We start from the raw sequence: 21750 nt of genomic DNA on the forward strand, positions 1-21750 counted from the left end.
CAGCCATACAATTTAGGCAAGGATACCGTTTGTACGCTTTTAAAAACCGGCATCAACGATTCCTTTTTAATAAAGGATGGCGCCATGAAATATGTATACAGGGTTTATAGCCTTAATTGGAGAACAAGAACGGAAATTCTTGAAGAGATCAGGCTGCTTAATTTGCTGCATTCAAATCATATCCCGGTTTCCTATCCCTTGCTAAACATTCATGGCGAATATATTGAGGAACTAAAAGCACCTGAAGGACTACGATTTGGCGTATTGTTTACTTTTGCCAGGGGCGAAAAGTTGTTGAACTTTCCGGCTGATCTGCATTTTAAAGCAGGTGAAATTATGGCAAAAATGCACCGCCTCACTAATAGCATTAAACTCGACCGGGTAAACTATACACCTGGAGTGATCCTGGAAGATTCATTTGAACACCTCAAAAAATTTCTACCTGCGGGTACGGCCGAAATGGATTTTATGGTATCGGCCCAAAAATGCCTGCTGGATGAATTTGCACACTTTGATGAAGGCCAATTGCGAAAAGGCGCGGTTCATATGGATATCTGGTTTAATAATATCAGCATTGACCATGAAACCGGTATCACCCTGTTTGATTTTGATTTTTGCGGTAACGGCTGGCTCTGCTATGATGTGGCCTATTATATTTTACAATTAAACAGCACCGAAAAGGATGAAGCTGAATGCAAATTAAAAACTGATGCATTTTTAAGCGGCTATGAATCGATTACAAAGCTAACGACTGAAGAAAAACGGATCATCCCTCACCTGGGTGTGGCATTATACTTTTTTTACCTGGGCATCCAGTGCCAAAGGTTTGATAATTGGTCGAATACGTTTTTAAACGAAATGTATTTAAAGCGGTTTATCAATTTACTGGTAAAAAGGTATTTTGAGAAGAATGGGTTGGGGTGAGAAAGATCAATTCTACTTCTGCCTAACCAGTTTGTATTTAAGCTTACCCAGTACTAATTCCGTTGAATCGGCATTTTCTCCGGTTTCGTACAGCTTCAAAGTGTCTGCAATTATTTTGAAAGAATACCAAACTTGGCGTTTGGTGTCAATATTGAAACCAATTTCATCAAGGTTGTCATTAGCATCAGAATTTAGATCAATATTGATAAAGTAAGTTTTGCAATTCAAAAGGCCAATTACTTTTCCATCTTCAGTGAAAGATATTTTAGAGGTGGAGCCCCGGCTATCGGTTAATTTATAGTTGCCTGCTACAAGTGATTTATTAACATAATTATATAAACCGTAGCCTAATTTTTTATCGGGCTGCCTTTGTAAAATCCGCTTGAATTTAGTTTTAAAATACTGTTTTTTTGCTTCATCATATTGCGGCACCAGTAAAGTGGTATCTCCATTTTCAATTGAATAGCTTAGATCTTGTCCATTAAACAAAATGGTTCCAGGGGCTTTACCCGGCTGAAATTTAATGGTAACATCTCCACTATCATGATTCCCATAGCCGGCAATAAATTTGATGCTGTCTCCCGTAATTTGATCTGTGTTTACGTAAAAAGTTGTAATCCATGTAGCCAGATCGGCTGCCGCCAATGGTGATTTGGTTCTTATTACTTTTTCAACATAATCTGCGTTTACCCACACCCCCTGTACTATCGGTTTAAATTTTTTGATCAATTCCTCCGATTGATTTTTGGCAGATGAATTATTTGCTAAAGAATCTTTACCAGGTTTTTTACTATTGCTTTTACAGGATATAAACACATAAAAACATATAAGTATCAAATGGTGATTTTCATTGTGATAAGCTATAAGCTGCTACTAAAGTAAAAATAATTCGTAAGCAAAGTAAAAGACTTCCGAAGTTTTGAAAACTTCGGAAGTCTGCGAACCACGCAGCATTACAACCTTTCAACTTTCCAACATTACAACAAACCTATTTTGTATTTTTGTACTATGAATACTGCTTCCATCAAAACGCTGCCGGGCCGTTATTGTAATTCGCTAACCGAATACTCGCGTTTTGTAACGCGGGAAGTGACTATCGGCGATGTGCCGATGGGCGGCATCAACCCCATCCGCATCCAAAGCATGACCACCACCGATACCATGGATACCATTGGCACGGTGGAGCAATCGATCAGGATGATAGAAGCAGGCTGCGACTACGTGCGCATCACCGCGCCGAGTATTAAGGAAGCAAAAAACCTGGCCGAGATCAAAAAACAACTCCGGGCCCGGGGTTATACGGCGCCTTTGGTGGCCGATATCCACTTTACGCCAAATGCAGCTGAGGTTGCCGCAAGGATCGTAGAAAAAGTAAGGGTAAACCCCGGCAATTATGCAGATAAAAAGAAATTCGACCAGATAGATTATACAGATGCTGAATACCAGGGCGAACTGGAGCGTATTTACCAGAAATTTGCGCCGCTGGTAAAAATTTGCAAAGAATATGGCACGGCCATGCGCATCGGCACCAACCACGGCTCGCTGAGCGACAGGATCATGAGCCGCTATGGCGACACGCCGCGGGGTATGGTAGAATCGGCGATGGAATTTATGCGGATGTGTGAAACGCTGAACTATTACAGTCTGGTGGTCAGCATGAAATCGAGCAACCCGCAGGTAATGGTGCAGGCCTACCGCCTCCTGGTGGAGACCATGGTTGCCGAAGGGATGAACTACCCGCTGCACCTGGGTGTTACTGAAGCCGGCGACGGCGAAGATGGCCGCATCAAATCAGCTGTAGGGATCGGTACCCTGCTGGAAGATGGCCTGGGCGATACTGTACGCGTATCCCTAACCGAAGAACCCGAAGCAGAAGCCCCGGTGGCGATTGCACTCGTTAATCGGTATGTTGAAAGGGCAAAAGCCGAAAGGCAAAAGGCGAAAGGTAACGCGGGTGAAAAACCCCTTTCACCTTTCACCTTTCGCCTTTCACCTCAGACGCATAATCCCTACGAATACAAACGTCGCCACACTTATGAAGCCAACGCTTTCATCGGTGGCCATATGGTGCCTAGGGTTGTGGTTGATCTATCCAACAAAAACTTAAAAGACCCGGCGGTGTTAAATGCAGCCGGTTACCTGTACGCGCCGCTGCTGGATAAATACAATATGGCCGAACAGTCGGTTGACTTTGTTTATTTGGGGGATAGTTTACCATCATTCAATTTTCCCGGCAACTTAAAACAGTTGTACAATTATGCTACCTGGTTAAAACTGGCGGATAAAACCATGTGCCACCCGGTATTTACACTCAACGAATTTGTAAACGCAGCCGACCGCTCATCAGCGTTAAAACTGGTGAAGCTAAAACATACCGACCTTGATTCAGATGATTTTGGTGCCTTGCCGTTTGATCCCTCGCTGATATTTGTTTTGGAGACTGATGAGCTGCATGGAATGGCTGAACAGCGTGCCTTCTTTTTTAAGCTCGAAGAAATGGGTTTAGATGTACCGGTGATCATTAAACGTAATTACGCTTTTTCGACTGTAGACTCAATACTTCAGACTCAAGACTTACAACTTCACGCCGCCACTGATCTCGGCGCTTTGCTGGTTGATGGCTTCGGCGATGGCATCTGGATAGAAGCCCCGGAAGTTGAAACTAAAGTGATCACCTCAACCGCCTTTGGCATTTTACAGGCCACCCGTTCACGGATCTCAAAAACCGAATATATCAGTTGCCCCAGTTGCGGCCGTACGCTGTTCGACCTGATGGAAACCACGCAGATGATCCGCAGCCGGACAAGTCACCTTAAAGGATTAAAAATCGGCATTATGGGCTGTATCGTAAATGGCCCCGGCGAAATGGCCGATGCTGATTATGGTTATGTCGGCTCCGGTCCGGGTAAGGTTACGCTTTATCGCGGCAAAGAGGCCGTGAAGAAAAATATATCCTCAACGAATGCGCTTGACGAACTGATCGGAATTATCGTTGAAGACGGCAATTGGATAGAAAACAGCGACTTATAATAATATATTTCACCGTTTTTTTGGCAAATTCGGGAATAAGTCTTAAACTTATGGTATGAAATTTCCTAAACTTCAATATGTAATAATACTATGGGGTTTAATAGTAATAAATAACAGTTCTTTTGGGCAAAATTACCCGAGAGGGCTTGACTTTAATGACTCGGCTTACGCCACGGTGCCACGTAAAGCTCCTTTGTTGCGGTCTTTAGATACCATACCTTCCAAATTTTCCTTAAAAGACTATGCGCCTCATCCAAAAAGCCAGGGCGAATACCTTACATGCACCGCATGGGCATGTGCCTATTGTGCACGCACTATGGTTGATGCCATAAAATATAACTGGACCAACAAAGATTCGATAACTGCCAAAGCTTTTTCTCCGGCCTTTTTGTTTCGTTTGCTCAGCCCTGGTAATAATGGTTGCTCGGCAGAAACTGATATGGATGTTGCTCTGCAGCTGATGAAAAACAAGGGTTGCATCCCATACCTTGAGTTGCCATCTATGTGTGTGCCTGCCGTTAGTACGGATCAGATCGGAAAAGCAACTAATTATAAAATAAGGGACTTTGCGCGTCTTTTTGATGTAGGCTCTTTCGCTAACCTGAAAATTCAGGCAGTTAAGAAAGCGATATCCGAAAAAAAACCGGTTATGGTGGGTATTATTTGCCCCCTTCGTTTAATCATGCCTATCATACCTGGCAGCCGACTGAACAGCCCCTTTCAAGTTTTGGTGGCCATGCATTATGTGTAGTTGGCTATGATGATAATCAATATGGTGGCGCCTTTGAAGTGCAAAACAGCTGGGGTGAAAACTGGGGATTTGAAGGATATACCTGGATAAACTACCAGGATTTTGCCCGGTTTGTACGCTATGGGTATGAGCTGATAGACTTGCCAGACGTAAAGCCGGATGTAGCGGACCTTTCAGGCTCGATAAAGCTGATGCTAACATCAGGCGAGGAAATGCCTGCCAATCTTTCAGTTACAACCCGGGGCTTAATTGCCGTGTCTGCCCAAAAATCGCCAGACCCATTAACCGTTTATCAAACAGCCAATTCCTATGCATCTGGCACCCGCTTTAATGTTTTTGTAGCAAACGATCAACCGGCTTATGTTTACGCCATCGGTTCGGATCTTGGCAATAACGATGTTGTATTATTCCCTTTCGAAAAGAATATCAGCGCAGCCCTTACTTATAAAAAAAGTACTTTCGCGATACCCCAAAATGGCTACATTGAGTTTGATAAAAAGCCAGGTAAGGATTTTTTGTGTGTGTTATACAGCAGGAGCGAACTAAATATCAATGACATTATCACAAAATTAGGTGCAGAGCAGGGCTCCTTTAATCAAAGGATATATAAAGTGATGGCTAACCGAATAGTTGACCCGGGGGATGTGAAATTTGCAAATGATAAAATTGCCTTCCAGGCACATAGCAAAGGGAAAGAGGTACTGGCAATGATGGTAGAACTAGATCATAAATAGAACACTCCGATGATAAAAAGGCGAATAAGCTTATTGGTATTTTTTCTGACGATTTCCGCGTCGCTGATGGCACAAACCGTTTACCAGCAAAATTTCAGGGAGGTAGATCCACAGTGGTCTGAGCATGACGACATGTACACCCATGAGAAAATTGAGAACCACAAATTTGTCATTACCCAAAAGAACATTAAATACTCCTACCAGGCGGTAGAGATTCCGCTGGAGGATGGAAAGGATTATAGTATTGAAACAATAGTTACCCACATAGCAGGCGGCGAAATGGATCCTTATGGGCTTGTTTTTGCAGGGGAAGGGGCAACGGATAATTATATTTTTGCTATTTCCGCAAATGGCCGGTTTATTTTTGGAAGCCAAACCAACGGATTGTTTACGCCTATTATAAGATGGACGGAATCAAATGTGGTAAAACGGGGAAATAGCCAGCCAAACAAACTACGCATTGAAACGGCAGGCGACAAATTGAAACTCATTATTAACGACCGACAGGTTGCTAAAATAGCTATGATACAACCTTTTGGCAACGAAGTTGGTTTTGTGGTTGGTAAGCCTCAAACTGCCGCATTTGAATATTTGCTGGTAAGTTATATGGCTGATCCATCAAATGAAACCGTTAATAAGCCAACTAAACAACCATCCGTTTTGCCGCGCGCTGATTCCGTTAGGCGCGTAGTTGTTGCCCCAGCCAAGGCAATTGACAGCCCGCCGAATCCTGACGTCGCAAAAATAGCTCCCATAGCGGTGTCTGCCCCGGTTTTACCGGAAAGCTCCGGCCGTGATTCTATAAAAAAACCGGTAAATGCCGTAACGATTAATGAACGTAAACCTACTGCGGCGGATTCGGTTAAAAATACCATTGCCCAACCCGTCAATACCGTAGTTGTTTCGCCACCTGCTCCAACGCCTGCCGGAACAGCCAATGCTGTCGTGACCATACCAGTTAATCCTTCAATTATCAACCCTGTTATTTCTTCTGCTTCTGTGCCTGTCGACGCCCAGGCTGCCAGACCTGTTAATTCAGTCGTTACCGCACCAGCGGGCGCCTCTATTATTGATACGGCAAGGAGTGTTCACAATACGATTCCGGCGGTAGCTGCAATAGACACAGCAAAAAAAGCCGTTAACCAGGCGGTTAATTCAGTAGTCAATCAGCGGCTTAACGCGGTAATTACTGACACCGCTTTTTATGCTGATTTTAATGCCGGCGACAAAAAAAAGTGGGTTTTAAATCAGTCGGATTCTACATCACAAGTTATAAGCACGGGTACGTTGAGAATATCGCACAGGGCCAAATTTGGATTTACAGATGCAATCGCTATTTGTAGCCCTAAAGTGGATATGCACCGCGACTTTTTGATCAATACAACAACTGTACATTTTTCGGGGAGGAGGAATTACGGTTACGGCATTGAGTTTGGCGCCGATAGTGCCCATCAATATCATTTTTGGATCACCGCAAGCGGCTATTATAATATAAGTAAAACGGATGATAAAGGCTTTACAACTACAATAAGCTACAATAGCAGTGATTTTATAAAAAAGGGCGATAGTGTAAAAAATATGCTTGGCATTGAGCACAAAGGCGGCCAGCTTTATTTTTTTGTTAATGGCCAGCAAGTCGAGAAACACCCCGATATTGATTTTTCCGGTCATATGTTCGGCGTGTCTGTGGCATCAAGTCAGTTTGTCGGTTTTGACAAATTTACCTTCGGCTTTATTGATAAACCGGCGTCTGCTGTAGCCTCAGACACAGTTTCGACACCCCAAATTACGGTTACCTCGCCTGAGGTCCCGCGCGGATTAAAGGTGGTGCAGAACAGCGATATGCTGCATGTAGTTGGAAAAGCTAAAGATAAGGCAGGTATAATCTCCATCAAAGTAAACGATGTGCCGGCAAGCTTTGATGATAATGGAAATTTTATGGTAGATATACCAATGGCTGTTGGCGAAAATGTCTTAAAGATAGTGGCGCAGAATGCTGAAATGAGATTGGGCTTTTATACATTTCATGTAACGCGAAATGTTATACCCGCTGTTGAACAGGCCGTGGTGAAACAAGTTGCCTCAGAAGGTAAATACTTCGCATTGCTGATTGGTGAACAGGACTACCTGGATCAGCGCATACCGAGCCTGGAACAACCGGTTATTGATGCCAACAACTTGTCAAATGCCCTGGTGAATAATTATACATTCGCACCCGAAAATATCAGTATCCTGCAAAACCCCTCCCGAAAGGATTTTTTTAAAGCCCTCGAGGATATGAAAAGTAAAGTAAATAGCGAGGACAATGTGCTTATATTTTATGCTGGCCACGGCAAGTATGACGATGACCAGCTGCAGGGCTATTGGTTTCCGTCAGACGCAATGATTGACAGGCGCGATACATGGATCTCAAACTCCGACCTGATCGGTTATTTAAGAGCCATAAAATCAAAGCACACCTTATTGATCAGCGACGCTTGTTTTTCGGGGAGTATTTTTAAAGGCCGTGGAATAGAGTTTGCCTCAAAGGGAATACAAGAGTTATATAAATTACCAAGCCGGAAAGCAATGACCAGCGGGATGATGAAGCCGGTAGCCGACAAAAGCATCTTTATTCAATACCTTGTAAAACGGCTTAATGACAATACCGATAAATTTTTGTCATCCGAGCAATTGTTCTTTCGGTTTAAGGAAGCTGTTGTTAACAATAGTGCAACCGGGCAAATCCCTCAGTTTGGAGAGATCAGGGAGGCTGGTGACGAGGGTGGCGATTTTATTTTCATCCGGAAAGAATAAAAACAGGCCGCAACAATACCCGGTCGTGACAGTAGCAGATCATTGTTTTAATCGTTTTAAAGTCAAATGATTAATAAACAATGACTTATCTACTCCTCTTTCATGATTCTTTTTACAGCAATACCGCTGCCCTGTTTTACCTGCAGGTAGTAAATACCGTTTAAACCGAGAACAAAACTCTTTGTAAAGCTGGTGCCCGTTGTTTTTTCAGCCCACAGTTCTTTGCCTTCGCTGTTAATCAGTTTAACAGATGCAGCTCCTTTTGAAGGTAGTGTAAACAGCAAGAAAGTTTTGCCTGTCGAAAACTCGGGAACGATATTCAAGTCAGTAATATCAAGTCTTGGGCCTTCAACAGGCGGCATTTTTTTCAGGTCATCGTTGGTTACATCCGAAATATTGAAGCTCACGCGCGTGCTGATGTCGTTATTGTCAGTATTAATATAGGTAAAATTCTGGCTGTTCCTGTGATCGGGTCGCATCATAGGTCTCCTCATCGGGCCGTTTACATCACCATTTCTCCATTCCATTCTCTCCTGCATTTGGTCCGGGTTGTTATATTTAATAGTCACGCGGTTGTTCATGCCTCCCCGTGTCTCTGAACGTGTTTCAACCATATTGCCAAGGCTATCTTTATTGATCACAATATTTTCGGTAATCATCTGCCGTCCGCCATCATTTTTCATCGCAGTATCCCTGCGTTTAAAAACAAAAACCCGCTGCTTGCTATCACCACCTGGTGCCATATCTCCTGATAAATGTTTAATGTCCCTGAGCGCATTCGCCCTGTCTTTTGGCGATAGTGTTTTAATGTTATTGCCGTTAATGGTCGTATCGCCGTTTTCTATTTTTATTTCAATATCCTTTTTATTTTGGGCCATCAGCATTGGCGGTAATCCGAGTATCGCCATCATGCTTAAGGCAAAAATGAATTCAAAGCCGGGTCTGGAAAATTGGGTTTTCATGTATATTGGGATTTAAGGTTCAAAATTAGCAAACAACTATAACCCAAAACGTTAATTGGGTATATTTAATTGTTAAAATTTGTTAAAAGCCAATAATGTCCGGTTATTTAAAATAATTTTGTTTTTGGCATGAAAACAAAAAGCATCGCGCTGATCATAGGTTTGATGGGTTTTGCACTATTAGGTGTAATGGCTATGCAATTGTATTTTTTGCGCCAGTCGTACCAAATGCAATCGGAACTTTTTGACCGCTCGGTAAATGAGGCCCTTGGTAATGTCGTTGCTAAAATAAGTAAGCAGGACGCCCTGAATTTTCTGAAAGTAAAAGCAAAGGGGGGCGACGCCTATAAACCGGTGTGGAACGGTATTCAAAATAATATCAGCATCAGTAAAGGTGTTACAGACAATAACCTTGTCGCAAATGCTAATCTTGCAACCAGGCATAAATTAACAAGCCGGGAACGGAAGATAGCTGTTTGGCGCGATAGCCTGAGGCGGATGATCCTGCATAAAAGGATGGACGATGAAATGGCCAGGCTATTACAAGGCGGATCGGTTGACCTGCAGATCCATTTGGAAGAATTTACTGATGAATTTGGCAATGTTCACGGTAGTGTGACCCCGGTACTGGTTAGGAACCCGGCACCCGTTTTAAATAAGCATCAGAAGCTGCATAAATATGATACAGTACGTTATACCTATATGGACCCGCAATTTGGGAAACAGGTAATTTCTATACCACATTTGAATGTACAGTGGCAGCAGGAACAGCAAAGAAAACAAAAGGAAAGGCAGTTACGCGAACTGCAGAGAATGTTGGCAAATGATTCGCTGCAAAATACACCAAGGGGTAAAACAACGGTAATTGAAAATCTGGCCGAAGAATACGGAAAGTATGGCGAGCCATTAAAAATGCGTTTGAACCCTTTTTGGATAGATACGCTGATAAGGTTTGAACTGCATAATAAAGGGATCGATCTGCCGATTAGTTACGACGTAATGACTGCCAACAGCGACTCCGTTATTTTTTCCAAAGCAAATGATGTTAGCGGCGCTCAGCCTACATTTAAAAATATCACCGTTTATCAAACGCCTATCTTCAGCAGGGATGTGATTAATGATCCGGGTTTGATCAGGCTCGCGTTTCCGCAAAAAAACTCATTGATCATTAACAAGATGACCGCCTCATTGGCTACAACAGGTGGTTTACTGATGGTACTGGTTTTTTGCTTTGGTTATACCATTTTCTCGATACTTCGTCAAAAAAAGGTGTCCGAAATGAAAACAGATTTTATCAATAACATGACCCACGAGTTTAAAACTCCTGTATCAACTATCATGATCGCCAGCGAAGCCCTGAAAGACAGTGAGATTGCAGTTGACAGAAGCAGGGTGGCAAGGCTCGCCAATATCATTTATGAAGAAAACGAGCGTTTAGGGAGCCATATCGAAAGGGTGTTGAACATTGCGCGGATCGAGAAAGATGACTTTAAACTCGAAAAAAGGCCACTGGATGTAAATGAAATGATAGCCGTTGTGGTTGATAGCATGGAGCTGAAACTGCAAAAATGCAATGCTAAAACCACCTTACAACTGGATGCGGAAAATGCAGTGATCAGCGCTGACGAATTGCACTTTTCCAACGTGATTTATAACCTTATAGACAATGCCATTAAATATAGCGCAGGCGATCCTGAAATTACTATCAGCACCCAAAACAAAAACGGGCAGGTGGTTATAAAAGTAGCTGATAAGGGCATAGGCATGAGCCGCGACCAGCAAACAAAAATATTTGAACAGTTTTACCGCATACCAACCGGCAACCTGCACGATGTTAAAGGGTTTGGGTTAGGCCTGAGTTATGTAAATACTGTTGTGAAAAGGCTTAACGGTATGATCAGCGTAAAATCGGAAAAGGAAAAAGGATCGGAATTTGAATTGAAGTTCCAGGTAACGTAGGGGGAAGTCCGGAAGAAGCTTCGTGGAGCGGTATTAACTGTTCGGGTGAAATACTACATACTTTATAAATAATCAATCTTTCGGACTTTCGGACTTTCCGGACTTTCGGACTTAAAACAATCAACCTTCGGACTTTCGGGCTTTTCCGACTTCCGGACTTAAAACAATCTTTCGAACTTCCGGCTTTCCGGACTTAAATAATCACATGAAAAAAATACTATTGGTTGAAGATGATCCGAATTTAGGACTGTTGTTACAGGATTACCTGCAACTGAAAGGCAAGTTCGACGTTGTTTTGTGTAAAGACGGCGAAGAAGGCTTGCGCAACTTCACAAAAAACACCTACGACTTGTTGATCCTGGATGTAATGATGCCCAAGAAAGATGGCTTTACGTTGGGAAAGGATATCAGGAAAATAAACAGCCACGTACCGATCATTTTTGCGACCGCCAAGGGGATGATAGAAGACAAAACCCAGGCTTTTAATTTGGGGGGAGACGATTATATTACCAAGCCTTTTCGTATTGAAGAGTTGCTGCTCCGTATAAACGCCCTGTTAAAAAGAGCGGGCAATTCTGAAAAACATGAAGAAGAAAAGCAAACCATATTTAAAATAGGCCGTTACACTTTTGACTATACCCAACAGGTAATTACGATAGGTGACAGCCCGCAAAAACTATCTACTAAAGAGGCGGAACTGTTGCGTTTGCTGTGCCTGCGTAAAAACGAGGTGCTTACCCGCGAAGAAGCCTTGCTGAATATCTGGCACGATGATAACTATTTTAACGGCCGTAGCATGGACGTGTTTTTAAGTAAAATACGCAAGTATTTAAAGGATGATCCGAGTGTGGAGATCATTAACGTGCATGGCCGGGGGTATAAATTGCTGATCAATTAAGCGCGGTTTTAAAATAACCGCTCAAATAATATTTGTTTGTCTTGGTGCCTTTTTTGCCGTTTTGTATTATTTCAATAAACCCGGCTTTTATGTATCCGCTTATGTTGGTTGCCAGGGCGTAGTTTTTCTGATATAGGACCAGTTGGCACAGGGTAACTTTATAAACTATTTTCTCATCCATGATTAACTCGGGATATACAACCCTGGGATTGAAGTTGACGGTATTGTTGCTTAGTGTAAAATTAAACTCATTGGCGTAAGCTGGCATCCCGCCGCTAAAGTTCAGTCTGATAGTTGCCCCCATTCTTTTAGCATAACAATACTTTACTGTATAACCACCCTGTACATTTGTTTTGCAATTAGTCGTGAAATATTGATGTACAGTATCCGCCGGTTCAATTTTTTCGCCGTCTATTTTCTCAAATGTGCCATCGTCATGTTTTATAATATCTTCTTTATAATCCCATTTTTTTGTGAATGAAAATACGCCTTCCGGTGCTTCCTTAAAAACAACAACCGGAAAATGCTGACCAAATGCAGGTTGTGCTACAGAGAAACAATAGGCGACTACTATCAACAACCGGGACTTCATTTGATTTAGTGAGTTATTTCCGTGATCTCATGCTAAACGCAGTTTTATCCATTCGTGGCGGTTCACTTTCAGGATAATTATAGGCAATGCTATTTAAATAATTAGCAATCCGCAGGCGCTCCTGCCATGTTAAGTTTTTTATAATAAGCAGCATGGTTTGAAGCTTCTTCGGCTGTTTGCATTTTAAATGCCGTTCTGTCTAAACGATATGAACCCATAATTCAAATATACTTCAAATTAATTATCGCTTGAAAAAGGAATCAAGAACCGGGTTCAGGACAGAAGAAATATAGGTTGATCATCAACGTCAACACAAAAAACTATCGATTTGTTGTTGATACTTCTTTTTTAGTCTTGATTCTTGACTCTATCATTGTAACAAACATTTTAAACAGCAGACGAGATATTGCAGTTTTTAATAAATAAGTTTGTTCCAACTGATCTTAAATATTAAAAATGAATAAAAAACTACTTTCATTGTGCCTGCTTGTGGCAGGTGCTGTTGGCGGCGCGTTTGCGCAGGAGCCTGTTGACACAGCTATGGTAAAAAAAATCCGCGAGGAGGGATTGAACCATTCAAAGGTGATGGAAACAGCGTTTTACCTTATAGATGTGTCGGGGCCGCGTTTATCCGGTTCGCCTGAATTAAAGCATGCCCAGGAATGGGCGGTTAACCAGTTAAAATTTTGGGGGATGGTAAACGCGCAGCGCGAACCCTGGGGAAAATTCGGGAAAGGCTGGGAGGTTCAAAAAAACTATGCGGCCATCACCCTGCCGTATTACCACGCCATAATTGCTATCCCCAAAGCCTGGACACCGGGCACGAACGGCCTCATAAAAAGTAATGTTGTGCTTATTAAAGCAGATACCATTACCGACCTGGACAAATATAAAGGTACCCTGCAGGGGAAAATTGTAATTATTGATGCTAAAGCAGGTGCCGAACGCACTTTTAAAACGGATGCATCACGGGCTACCGATGAAGAGCTGGATGCCATGGCCAAAGCAAAACCGGAAACTGCTGCGCCACGCAGGGCTATTGACCGCAATTCGCCGGCATTCCGCGCCAGGGCATTACGTACGGCAATTAACACGTTTTTAAAAGATCAAAATGCCGGGTTGGTATTGAGCCAGGCCCGTGGCAGCGATGGTACCGTTTTTACCACTAACGGCGCATCCTATGCGGATACGGCAAAAGCTGTGTCACCTGAACTTGAGGTGAGCGGGGAGGATTTTCAGCGTATTTTGCGTTTGGTAAAAGCGGGTATACGCGTTGAAATGGAAGCCGATATAAAAACACAATTTTATTCAGATGATTTACAAGGCTATGATGTTGTAGCCGAAATACCCGGAACTGATAAAAAGCTGAAAGACCAGGTAGTAATGATTGGTGGCCATCTCGACTCCTGGCATGCGGCAACCGGCGGAACGGATAACGCCGCCGGGAGCGCCGTAATGATGGAAGTAATGCGCATCCTGAAAGCAGTAAACTTTAAACCCCGCCGCACCATTCGCATCGCCTTGTGGAGCTCAGAAGAACAGGGTTTATTTGGTTCAAGAGGATATGTGCTCAACCATTTTGGCGATCCAAAAACGATGGAACTTAAACCTGAACAGGCAAAACTTTCAGCCTATTACAACCTTGATAACGGTTCAGGAAAGATCCGCGGCATTTTTTTGCAGGGTGACTCGTTGGCGGGGCCAATATTTAAAACCTGGCTTGATCCGTTTAAAGACCTTGGTGCATCGACCGTTACTATTCGAAATACTGGAAGTACGGATCACGTATCATTTGACGCCATAGGGATTCCTGGGTTCCAATTTATACAGGACGGTCTGGACTATGGTAGCCGTACCCACCACAGTAACCAGGATACATATGATAAATTAAGTGAGGATGATTTGAAACAGGCGGCAACTATCGTTGCATCCTTTGTTTACCATACTTCCCAGCGTGAGGAAATGATACCAAGAAAAGAATTGCCCAAGCCGCAACCGCCGGCTGTCCGCAATTAAAAAGTATGGCCCCCCGCGAAAACGGGGGGCTTTTTATTTTTAAGGCGAAAATAGCTTGGGTTTAACAGGGAATCCTGGTTTGTTCAAACATGTACGGCTTTTGTTTTGAGGTGTTTACCTGTTAGGGATATTATTACCTAATCAAATAACTTTTATATTTGATGTAGCACATGATAATGAATCATCGTATAACTTGTCAATACCTCTTTGAACAATTATAAACCGAATTCCTGAACGTATTTAATTTTTGCTCATGAAGACTTCTTATGGTAAATACATTGCCCCGGGGGCTTTGGTTGCACTTACTTTAACCTTTTCGTGTAAAAAACTGCTTAACCAGGCGCCAGTCGGCTCGTTAAACGGCGCGGTCTTGGCCAACAAGGCGGGGCTTGACGGTTTATTGATCGGTGCCTACTCCATGCTGGATGGTTATACCAACACTTCCGGCACTGAATGGGAATCGGGTATTGATAATTGGGCCTATGGCGGAGTTGCAGCTGACGATGCTTTTAAAGGGTCGAATTCCACCGACCAAACAGCGGTAGCACCCATCGCTAACCATACAGTAGATCCCTCAAACGAATATATTGCCGAGAAATGGGCCGCATTTTACAACGCTATTCAGCGTGCAAATGACGTGATCCGCGAACTTCCTCAAATAAAAGATGGTTCGGTATCCCCGGATTACGCAAAAGAAGTAACAGCCGAAGCGAAATTTTTGCGCGGTGTGTTCCACTTCGAATTGGCAAAAATGTTCAGGAATGTACCTTATGTAGATGAGTCGATCACTTACGGCGCAGGTAACTTCAACGTACCAAACCCTGGCCCGATATGGGACAAAATTGAAGCTGATTTTACTGCTGCAATGGCTGGTTTACCAAAAACACAGGGACAGATTGGCCGTGCCAACTATTACGCAGCCGAAGCTTTTTTAGCAAAAGCTTACCTTTGGGATCACCAATATGCTAAAGCAAAAACAGCTTTGGATGACCTGATCAACAATGGCGAAACTGCCGGCGGTACCAAATATGCATTGAGCGCTAATTATGAAGATAATTACAATGCGGTTAAAAAGAATGGTCCTGAATCTGTATTCGCTGTTCAGATGACTGTTAATGATGGCTCAAACGGATCGAATGACAATGCTGGTGAGGGCTTAAACTTCCCTGCAGGTACCTATACAGGTTGCTGCGGTTTCTATCAGCCGTCATATACTTTGGCTAACGCCTTTAAAGTGGATGAAAATGGCTTGCCCATGTTAGGCACAACAAGTATGTCTGTTGCTGATTTCACCGGTGATAACAAAACAACTACCAACGTTACTGCTAACATTCCAAATTCAAGCGTTCAAAACTTAGGTAATGACCATGGATTAGGTGCGGCGGATGCATTCACTCCTCCGTCTGATGCATTAGATCCCCGTATCGACTGGACAGTTGGCCGTCGTGGTATCCCATATCTTGACTGGGGCCTTTGCGGTGGTGAACAATGGTCACGTGGCGACCTTTGCCCATACAACCCGATCAAAAACGTGTTCTACAACTCACAACAAGCTTCAACTGCTGATAATAACGGTGGTTGGGCCAGTAACCAGGGTACAGCTGATAACTACAACCTGATCACTCTTGCTGACCTTTATTTATGGCGTGCAGAGTGTGAGGTTGAATCAAGCGACCTTGCCGGTGCAATGGCCGATGTGAACATGGTAAGGGCCCGTATGCAAAACCCTGCAGGCTGGGTACACACTTATATTGATAACAGCAACCCTAGTGCTGGTTTCACTGATGTGCCGGCTGCTAACTATAAGATTGGTTTGTATACCACATTTGCTTCACAATCATATGCCCGCGAAGCGGTTCATATGGAAGAGCAGTTAGAGTTTGGTATGGAAGGTCACCGTTTCTTCGACTTACAGCGCTGGGATCCTATTTATGGTGGTCCTGAGCCTGCAGGTTACATGGCTGGCGTAGTTAACGGCCATATTGCAGCTGTTACCCGCATTGCTAACCCTGTGTTAGACGGTCACTCATTCACCGCAGGTAAAAATGAGCTTTATCCAATACCACTTCAACAGGTTACTCTTGAAAATGGTCAATTGAAACAAAATCCTAAATACTAAGGATAAATACTTTAAAAAAGAGGTGGTGATGTATATCACCGCCTCTTTTTTTTTAACTTAGCGAGCTGTTTTTGCTGTAAAGCAACCCAATTCAAAACTATTTTTGATACCGGGTTTGTTGTACACAAAAAAAATCACTGAGAAGAAATTTTGTCCCTCAAAGGATACTATATACCCCAAATGTTTAAGTTGATGAGAAAAAACCTTTATCTATTGCTTGGTTTATTTTTTCTATTAATAGTATCATGCAAAAAAAAGGATACACTTTTTGAAACGATCCCATCATCATTTTCGGGCGTTAATTTTAATAATAAGATTGTTGAAAATGACTCGATCAATCCTTTAGATAAGCTCAATATTTACAACGGCGGCGGCGTAGGAATCGGCGATTTTAACAACGATGGCTTACAGGATATTTATTTGGTAGGCAACGCGGTACCCAACAGGTTATACATTAATAAAGGTAATTTTAAGTTTCAGGATGTTACTAAGGAGGCTGGCGTAGGCGGCAAGGGGGGCTGGGGAAGAGGTGTAGCAGTTGTTGACATAAATAATGATGGTTTATTAGATATTTATGTTTGCAATACATTGCTAAGTGATTCCAATAAACGGACAAACCTGCTTTACATCAACCAGGGGCCCGATAAAAACGGGGTGCCCCATTTTAAAGAAATGGCCAAAGAATATGGCCTTGATATAAAGTTACATTCTACGATGGCGTCATTTTTTGATTATGATAATGATGGCGACCTGGATATGTACCTTACCGTAAATGATGCAGAATCATCAGATAATACAAGCACATTCAGGCCTATTATACGGGATGGAACAGGAAAAAGCACCGGGCATCTTTACCGTAATGATTGGGATCCTGTGTTAAAACATCCTGTTTTTCATGATGTATCAAAACAGGCGGGAATCTTGATGGAAGGGTATGGTCACGCTACCACTACGGTTGATATTAACCGGGATGGCTGGAAAGATATCTATGTAACCAACGATTTTTTGCCCGAAAACATATTATACATTAATAATCATGATGGTACATTTACCGATCGGTCAAAGGAATATTTTAAACATACATCAACCAGTTCGATGGGACAGGATATTGAGGACCTGAATAATGATGGCCTGGCCGACGTTTTTGAGCTGGACATGTTCCCTGAGGACAATTACCGGAAAAAGATGTTTATGAGTTCAAACTCATACCAGGTTTTCAGAAATTATGATTATTACGGTTACCAGTACCAATATAACCGGAATACATTACAAATTAACCAGGGGCCGCGCCCCGGACAGAATGACTCAATTGGCGAGCCAGCCTTCAGTGAAACCAGTTTTTTAAGTGGGGTATCGCAAACCGACTGGAGCTGGTGCCCTTTGATAACCGATTTTGATAACGATGGCTTTAGGGATATTGTTATTACTAATGGCTATCCGCGTGATGTAAATGACCATGATTTTACAACTTTTAGAGCTGAAGCTTATATGGTGGCTTCAAAAAAACAAATACTTGACCAAATACCAATTATTAAAATACCAAATTATGCCTTTAAAAACGGCGGCAACCTTCAATTCGCGGATGTAACTAAAAGCTGGGGGCTTGATGTACCTACATTTTCAAATGGCGCTGCCTATGCTGATCTTGATAATGACGGTGATATGGACCTGGTGATCAACAACATTAACGATGAAGTGCTGATCTACAAAAATACAGCAAGAGAAAAAAATAAAAGCGATAGTCATTACCTGAACATAAAGTTTGCCGGTGGCAGCCAAAACAAGGACGGGATAGGTGCATGGGCCGATATTTATTATAGTAATAACAAACACCAGGTGTATGAAAACACGCCCTATCGGGGTTATCTTTCTACAATACAAAATATAGCACATTTTGGCGTTGGCAGGGATAGCCTGCTTGATTCGGTGGTGATCAAATGGCCAAATGGTAAAAAACAATGCCTTGCAAAAGTAAAGGCCGATCAGCTGCTGAAAGTAAAAATGGCAGATGCAAAAGATAATTTCACGTTCGATCTGCCTAAAATAAATACACAATCTTTATTTAAAGAAGTAACCCGCAATGTTGGAGTTACCTACAAACACAAAGAAGACGACCTGGCTGATTTTAATATCCAAAAGCTGATCCCTCATAAATTGTCGCAGTATTCTCCAGCTATTGCTGTAGGGGATGTTGATGGCAACGGGTATGATGATATGGTGATTGGCGGAACTTCAAAATATCCTGCCCAGTTACTGTTGCAGCAATCCGACGGCAAATTTATCCAACGCGATTTGCTTCCCAAAGGAGCAGATAACCTTAAAGATCATTTTAAAGATGAAGGGTTACTGTTGTTTGATGCCAATGGAGATGGCCAGCCTGACCTTTATATAGCAAGTGGTGGCTACGAAAATAAGCCAGGCTCCCCGTATTACCAGGACAGGCTTTACATAAATGATGGTAAAGGCAACTTCACCGAGGCTGTTGATGCACTTCCTAAAAACTACACCAGTAAGCTATGTGTGAAAGCAATAGATTATAATAAGGACGGTAAGATGGATTTGTTTGTTTCCGGCCGTGTTGAGCCCTGGCATTACCCGAAACCAGTGTCAAGCATGATCCTTCGCAATGACAGTAAGAACGGGAAAATAAAGTTTACCGATGTTACGGCAACTGTAGCAAAAGACCTGCAAAACATCGGGCTGGTTTGTGATGCAACTTTTTCTGATTTCGATAATGACGGCTGGCCTGATCTGATACTTACCGGTGAGTGGATGCCGGTAACGTTTTTGAAAAATGACCACGGTATATTTAAGAATGTTACGACCAATACCGGAATAAGTGATAAATTGGGCTGGTGGAATACCATAGCGGCCGGCGATTTTAACCATGACGGTAAAATTGATTACATTGTTGGTAACACGGGGTTAAATACTTTTTATAAAGCTTCGGATAAATATCCGGTTTATATCACTGCTAAAGATTTTGATAATAATGGTAGTTATGATGCTTTTCCTTCACTGTTTTTAAAAGATCAAAGTGGTGAAATGCAGGAGTTTCCGGTGAATACGCGCGATGATATCATCAAACAGATGATAGGTATGCGGGTAAAATTTCAGAATTACAAATCCTATGCCGTAGCGACAATGGATTCAGTTATCACTCCCGAGATGCGGCAGGAAGCTTTACGGCTGAAGGTAAACACCATGGAATCCTGTTATTTGCGTAATGATGGAGATGGGAAATTCACAATGACCCCTTTGCCGCTTGAGGCCCAGGTTTCGCAGCTTAATGGGATGGTAGTAGATGATTTTGATGGGGATGGAAACCTGGACATTGCTTTAAACGGTAACGACTATGGAACTGAAGTTGGGACCGGGCGCTATGACGCATTTAACGGACTAATGTTAAAGGGCGATGGGCACGGAAATTTCACACCGCTGACGCTTCAGAAGAGTGGTATTTACATTCCGGGGGATGGAAAGGCCCTTGTAAAATTAATGGGCGCAAAAGGCGACTATTTGATTGCTGCGAGCCAAAACAGGGATGTACTTAAAATATTTGAACTAAAACGGGCGGTTCATCCGCTTAAAATCGAACCCACAGACGCCTACGCTATAATAAAATATAAAAACGGGAAAATAACCAAATTGGAATTTTATAACGGCACGTCTTTTTTGTCGCAGTCAGGCAGGTTTTTTAATGTTGATAATACCATGGAATCAGTAAAAATTACTGACAATATGGGTCGGGGTAGGAATGTTCTGTTAAACCAATATATGAAATGAGAAATGTTAAATTAACGGCAGTTTTGCTTTTAGCATTAGTTGCCGTGGGTTGTTCCCACAAAAACAAATCAGTACCAATAAATGATGCTGATGTGCTGCATGAAAATGAGCACCAGTTAACACAGGTAATTATTTACGATGTGTTTACTCCGCCCGTAGCGTCACGTATTTATGGTTACACGGCACTTGCATCGTATGAGGCGATGCGTTATGCCGACCCGAAATTTAGTTCAATTATTACCCAGCTCAAAGGCTTTGGTAATCCGCCCGTACCCCAAAAAGGCAAAGACTACAATTTTGCCTTAGCCGCAACCAAGGCATTTTTTACGGTGGCACATAAGGTAACCTTTTCTATAGACTCTTTAAAAAAGTATGAAAATGGTGTTTACCAGATGTACAAAGATAATCTTGACGACTCCACATATGCGCGTTCGGTTGATTTTGGCGAACAAATTGGGAAATTAATATTAAAAAGAGCCGATGTTGACGATTACCCCCAAACCAGGGGAAAACCGAAATATTTAGGTGAAACCAGCCCTGCAAAATGGCGCCCTACTCCGCCGGATTATATGGATGGCGTTGAATTTTGCTGGGGTGATATGAAAGTTTTGGCTGTTGATTCCTCAAAACAGTTTTTTCCGGGTCCGCCGCCGGCTTATAGTGAGGATAAAAATAGTGCATTTGTTAAGCAATATATGGAGGTATATAACAAAAACAAAAGCTTAACTGACGAGGAAAAACTAACTGCCGCTTACTGGGATGATAACCCGTTTGTAATTCAACATAGCGGTCATTTAATGTTTGCTGATAAAAAGATCACTCCCGGCGGGCACTGGATAGGTATTACTACCATAGCCTGTAAGCAAAGTCATGCTAACGCAGTTAAAACTGCGCAAGCCTATGCGCTTACTTCAATAGGTTTGTATGATGCATTTATATGCTGCTGGGAAGTAAAATATAAATACAGCTATGCAAGGCCGGTGACTAATATTAACGAGAAAGTCGATCATTACTGGCTGCCTTTATTGCAAACGCCTCCATTCCCTGAATATACTGCCGGCCACTCCACCATCAGCGCTGCGGCAGCAGTTTTGTTAACACATTAATTTGGCGACAATTTTGCCTTTCAGGATACAAGTGATCTTCATTACATAGGCAAACAACGGCATTTTGACTCTTTTAT

General features: G+C 42.6%; 14 protein-coding genes. 11 read left to right on the forward strand and 3 right to left on the reverse strand.

The annotated features are described in order from the left end of the window. The coding region (locus QZY09_RS22590; RefSeq protein ID WP_295676438.1) for a phosphotransferase at nt 1–924 on the forward strand (924 nt) is incomplete at its 5' end. 12 nt (nt 925–936) lie between these two features. Here the strand turns inward: QZY09_RS22590 and QZY09_RS22595 are convergent. After that, on the reverse strand, nt 937–1653 hold the full coding sequence (locus QZY09_RS22595) for a hypothetical protein (RefSeq protein WP_295676439.1): 717 nt from the start codon (nt 1651–1653) through the stop codon (nt 937–939). A gap of 279 nt (nt 1654–1932) precedes the next feature. Here QZY09_RS22595 and ispG point away from each other — a divergent pair, with 279 nt between their 5' ends. From ispG to QZY09_RS22615, 4 genes are all read left to right on the forward strand, one after another. Continuing rightward, entirely contained in the window at nt 1933–3954 is a 2022-nt protein-coding gene (ispG, locus tag QZY09_RS22600) for a (E)-4-hydroxy-3-methylbut-2-enyl-diphosphate synthase (protein WP_295676440.1), read from the forward strand. Between the two features lie 55 nt (nt 3955–4009). Further along, nucleotides 4010–4705 carry a hypothetical protein gene (locus tag QZY09_RS22605; protein WP_295676441.1) on the forward strand — a complete coding sequence of 232 codons (696 nt, stop codon included), beginning with the start codon at nt 4010–4012 and terminating at the stop codon, nt 4703–4705. Further along, entirely contained in the window at nt 4618–5439 is an 822-nt protein-coding gene (locus tag QZY09_RS22610; RefSeq protein ID WP_295676442.1) for a C1 family peptidase, read from the forward strand. Before QZY09_RS22605 ends, QZY09_RS22610 begins: the two co-directional genes overlap by 88 nt. A gap of 66 nt (nt 5440–5505) precedes the next feature. Continuing rightward, the gene (locus QZY09_RS22615) at nt 5506–8235 is read left to right on the forward strand and encodes a caspase family protein (RefSeq protein WP_295676443.1); all 2730 of its coding nucleotides are present in this window, start codon (nt 5506–5508) and stop codon (nt 8233–8235) included. A gap of 89 nt (nt 8236–8324) precedes the next feature. On the opposite strand, the gene QZY09_RS22620 is transcribed toward QZY09_RS22615, so the two are convergent. Beyond that, nucleotides 8325–9197, reverse strand: a complete 873-nt coding sequence (locus QZY09_RS22620) for a T9SS type A sorting domain-containing protein (RefSeq protein ID WP_295676444.1) — start codon at nt 9195–9197, stop codon at nt 8325–8327. 129 nt (nt 9198–9326) lie between these two features. Here QZY09_RS22620 and QZY09_RS22625 point away from each other — a divergent pair, with 129 nt between their 5' ends. Together QZY09_RS22625 and QZY09_RS22630 are read left to right on the forward strand one after the other, a co-directional pair. Further along, on the forward strand, nt 9327–11156 hold the full coding sequence (locus QZY09_RS22625; RefSeq protein ID WP_295676446.1) for a HAMP domain-containing sensor histidine kinase: 1830 nt from the start codon (nt 9327–9329) through the stop codon (nt 11154–11156). 205 nt (nt 11157–11361) lie between these two features. Next, entirely contained in the window at nt 11362–12054 is a 693-nt protein-coding gene (locus tag QZY09_RS22630; RefSeq protein WP_295676447.1) for a response regulator transcription factor, read from the forward strand. Here the strand turns inward: QZY09_RS22630 and QZY09_RS22635 are convergent. Continuing rightward, the gene (locus QZY09_RS22635; RefSeq protein ID WP_295676448.1) at nt 12047–12646 is read right to left on the reverse strand and encodes a hypothetical protein; all 600 of its coding nucleotides are present in this window, start codon (nt 12644–12646) and stop codon (nt 12047–12049) included. The genes QZY09_RS22630 and QZY09_RS22635 overlap by 8 nt on opposite strands. 456 nt (nt 12647–13102) lie before the next feature. Between QZY09_RS22635 and QZY09_RS22640 the strand changes: the two genes are divergently transcribed. The 4 genes from QZY09_RS22640 (at nt 13103) to QZY09_RS22655 (ending at nt 21673) form a co-directional block, all read left to right on the forward strand. Next, a complete protein-coding gene (locus tag QZY09_RS22640; RefSeq protein WP_295676450.1) occupies nt 13103–14662 on the forward strand; it encodes a M28 family peptidase in 1560 nt (519 codons plus the stop codon). A gap of 253 nt (nt 14663–14915) precedes the next feature. Next, nucleotides 14916–16781, forward strand: coding sequence for a RagB/SusD family nutrient uptake outer membrane protein (locus QZY09_RS22645; RefSeq protein WP_295676452.1), 1866 nt, complete (start codon nt 14916–14918; stop codon nt 16779–16781). A gap of 192 nt (nt 16782–16973) precedes the next feature. Beyond that, a complete protein-coding gene (locus QZY09_RS22650; RefSeq protein ID WP_295676453.1) occupies nt 16974–20567 on the forward strand; it encodes a VCBS repeat-containing protein in 3594 nt (1197 codons plus the stop codon). Further along, nucleotides 20564–21673, forward strand: a complete 1110-nt coding sequence (locus tag QZY09_RS22655; protein WP_295676454.1) for a vanadium-dependent haloperoxidase — start codon at nt 20564–20566, stop codon at nt 21671–21673. Before QZY09_RS22650 ends, QZY09_RS22655 begins: the two co-directional genes overlap by 4 nt. Nucleotides 21674–21750 lie beyond the last annotated feature (77 nt).

Origin of the sequence: uncultured Mucilaginibacter sp., assembly GCF_903913935.1 — a bacterium.
Taxonomy (GTDB): Bacteria; Bacteroidota; Bacteroidia; order Sphingobacteriales; family Sphingobacteriaceae; genus Mucilaginibacter.

Bases quoted from the DNA above. Each gene is read 5' to 3' on its own strand.
- ispG (WP_295676440.1), top strand. From the start codon at position 1,933: ATGAATACTGCTTCCATCAAAACGCTGCCGGGCCGTTATTGTAATTCG.
- QZY09_RS22605 (WP_295676441.1), top strand. From the start codon at position 4,010: ATGAAATTTCCTAAACTTCAATATGTAATAATACTATGGGGTTTAATA.
- QZY09_RS22615 (WP_295676443.1), top strand. From the start codon at position 5,506: ATGGCACAAACCGTTTACCAGCAAAATTTCAGGGAGGTAGATCCACAG.
- QZY09_RS22620 (WP_295676444.1), bottom strand. From the start codon at position 9,197: ATGAAAACCCAATTTTCCAGACCCGGCTTTGAATTCATTTTTGCCTTA.
- QZY09_RS22625 (WP_295676446.1), top strand. From the start codon at position 9,327: ATGAAAACAAAAAGCATCGCGCTGATCATAGGTTTGATGGGTTTTGCA.
- QZY09_RS22630 (WP_295676447.1), top strand. From the start codon at position 11,362: ATGAAAAAAATACTATTGGTTGAAGATGATCCGAATTTAGGACTGTTG.
- QZY09_RS22635 (WP_295676448.1), bottom strand. From the start codon at position 12,646: ATGAAGTCCCGGTTGTTGATAGTAGTCGCCTATTGTTTCTCTGTAGCA.
- QZY09_RS22640 (WP_295676450.1), top strand. From the start codon at position 13,103: ATGAATAAAAAACTACTTTCATTGTGCCTGCTTGTGGCAGGTGCTGTT.
- QZY09_RS22645 (WP_295676452.1), top strand. From the start codon at position 14,916: ATGAAGACTTCTTATGGTAAATACATTGCCCCGGGGGCTTTGGTTGCA.
- QZY09_RS22650 (WP_295676453.1), top strand. From the start codon at position 16,974: ATGAGAAAAAACCTTTATCTATTGCTTGGTTTATTTTTTCTATTAATA.
- QZY09_RS22655 (WP_295676454.1), top strand. From the start codon at position 20,564: ATGAGAAATGTTAAATTAACGGCAGTTTTGCTTTTAGCATTAGTTGCC.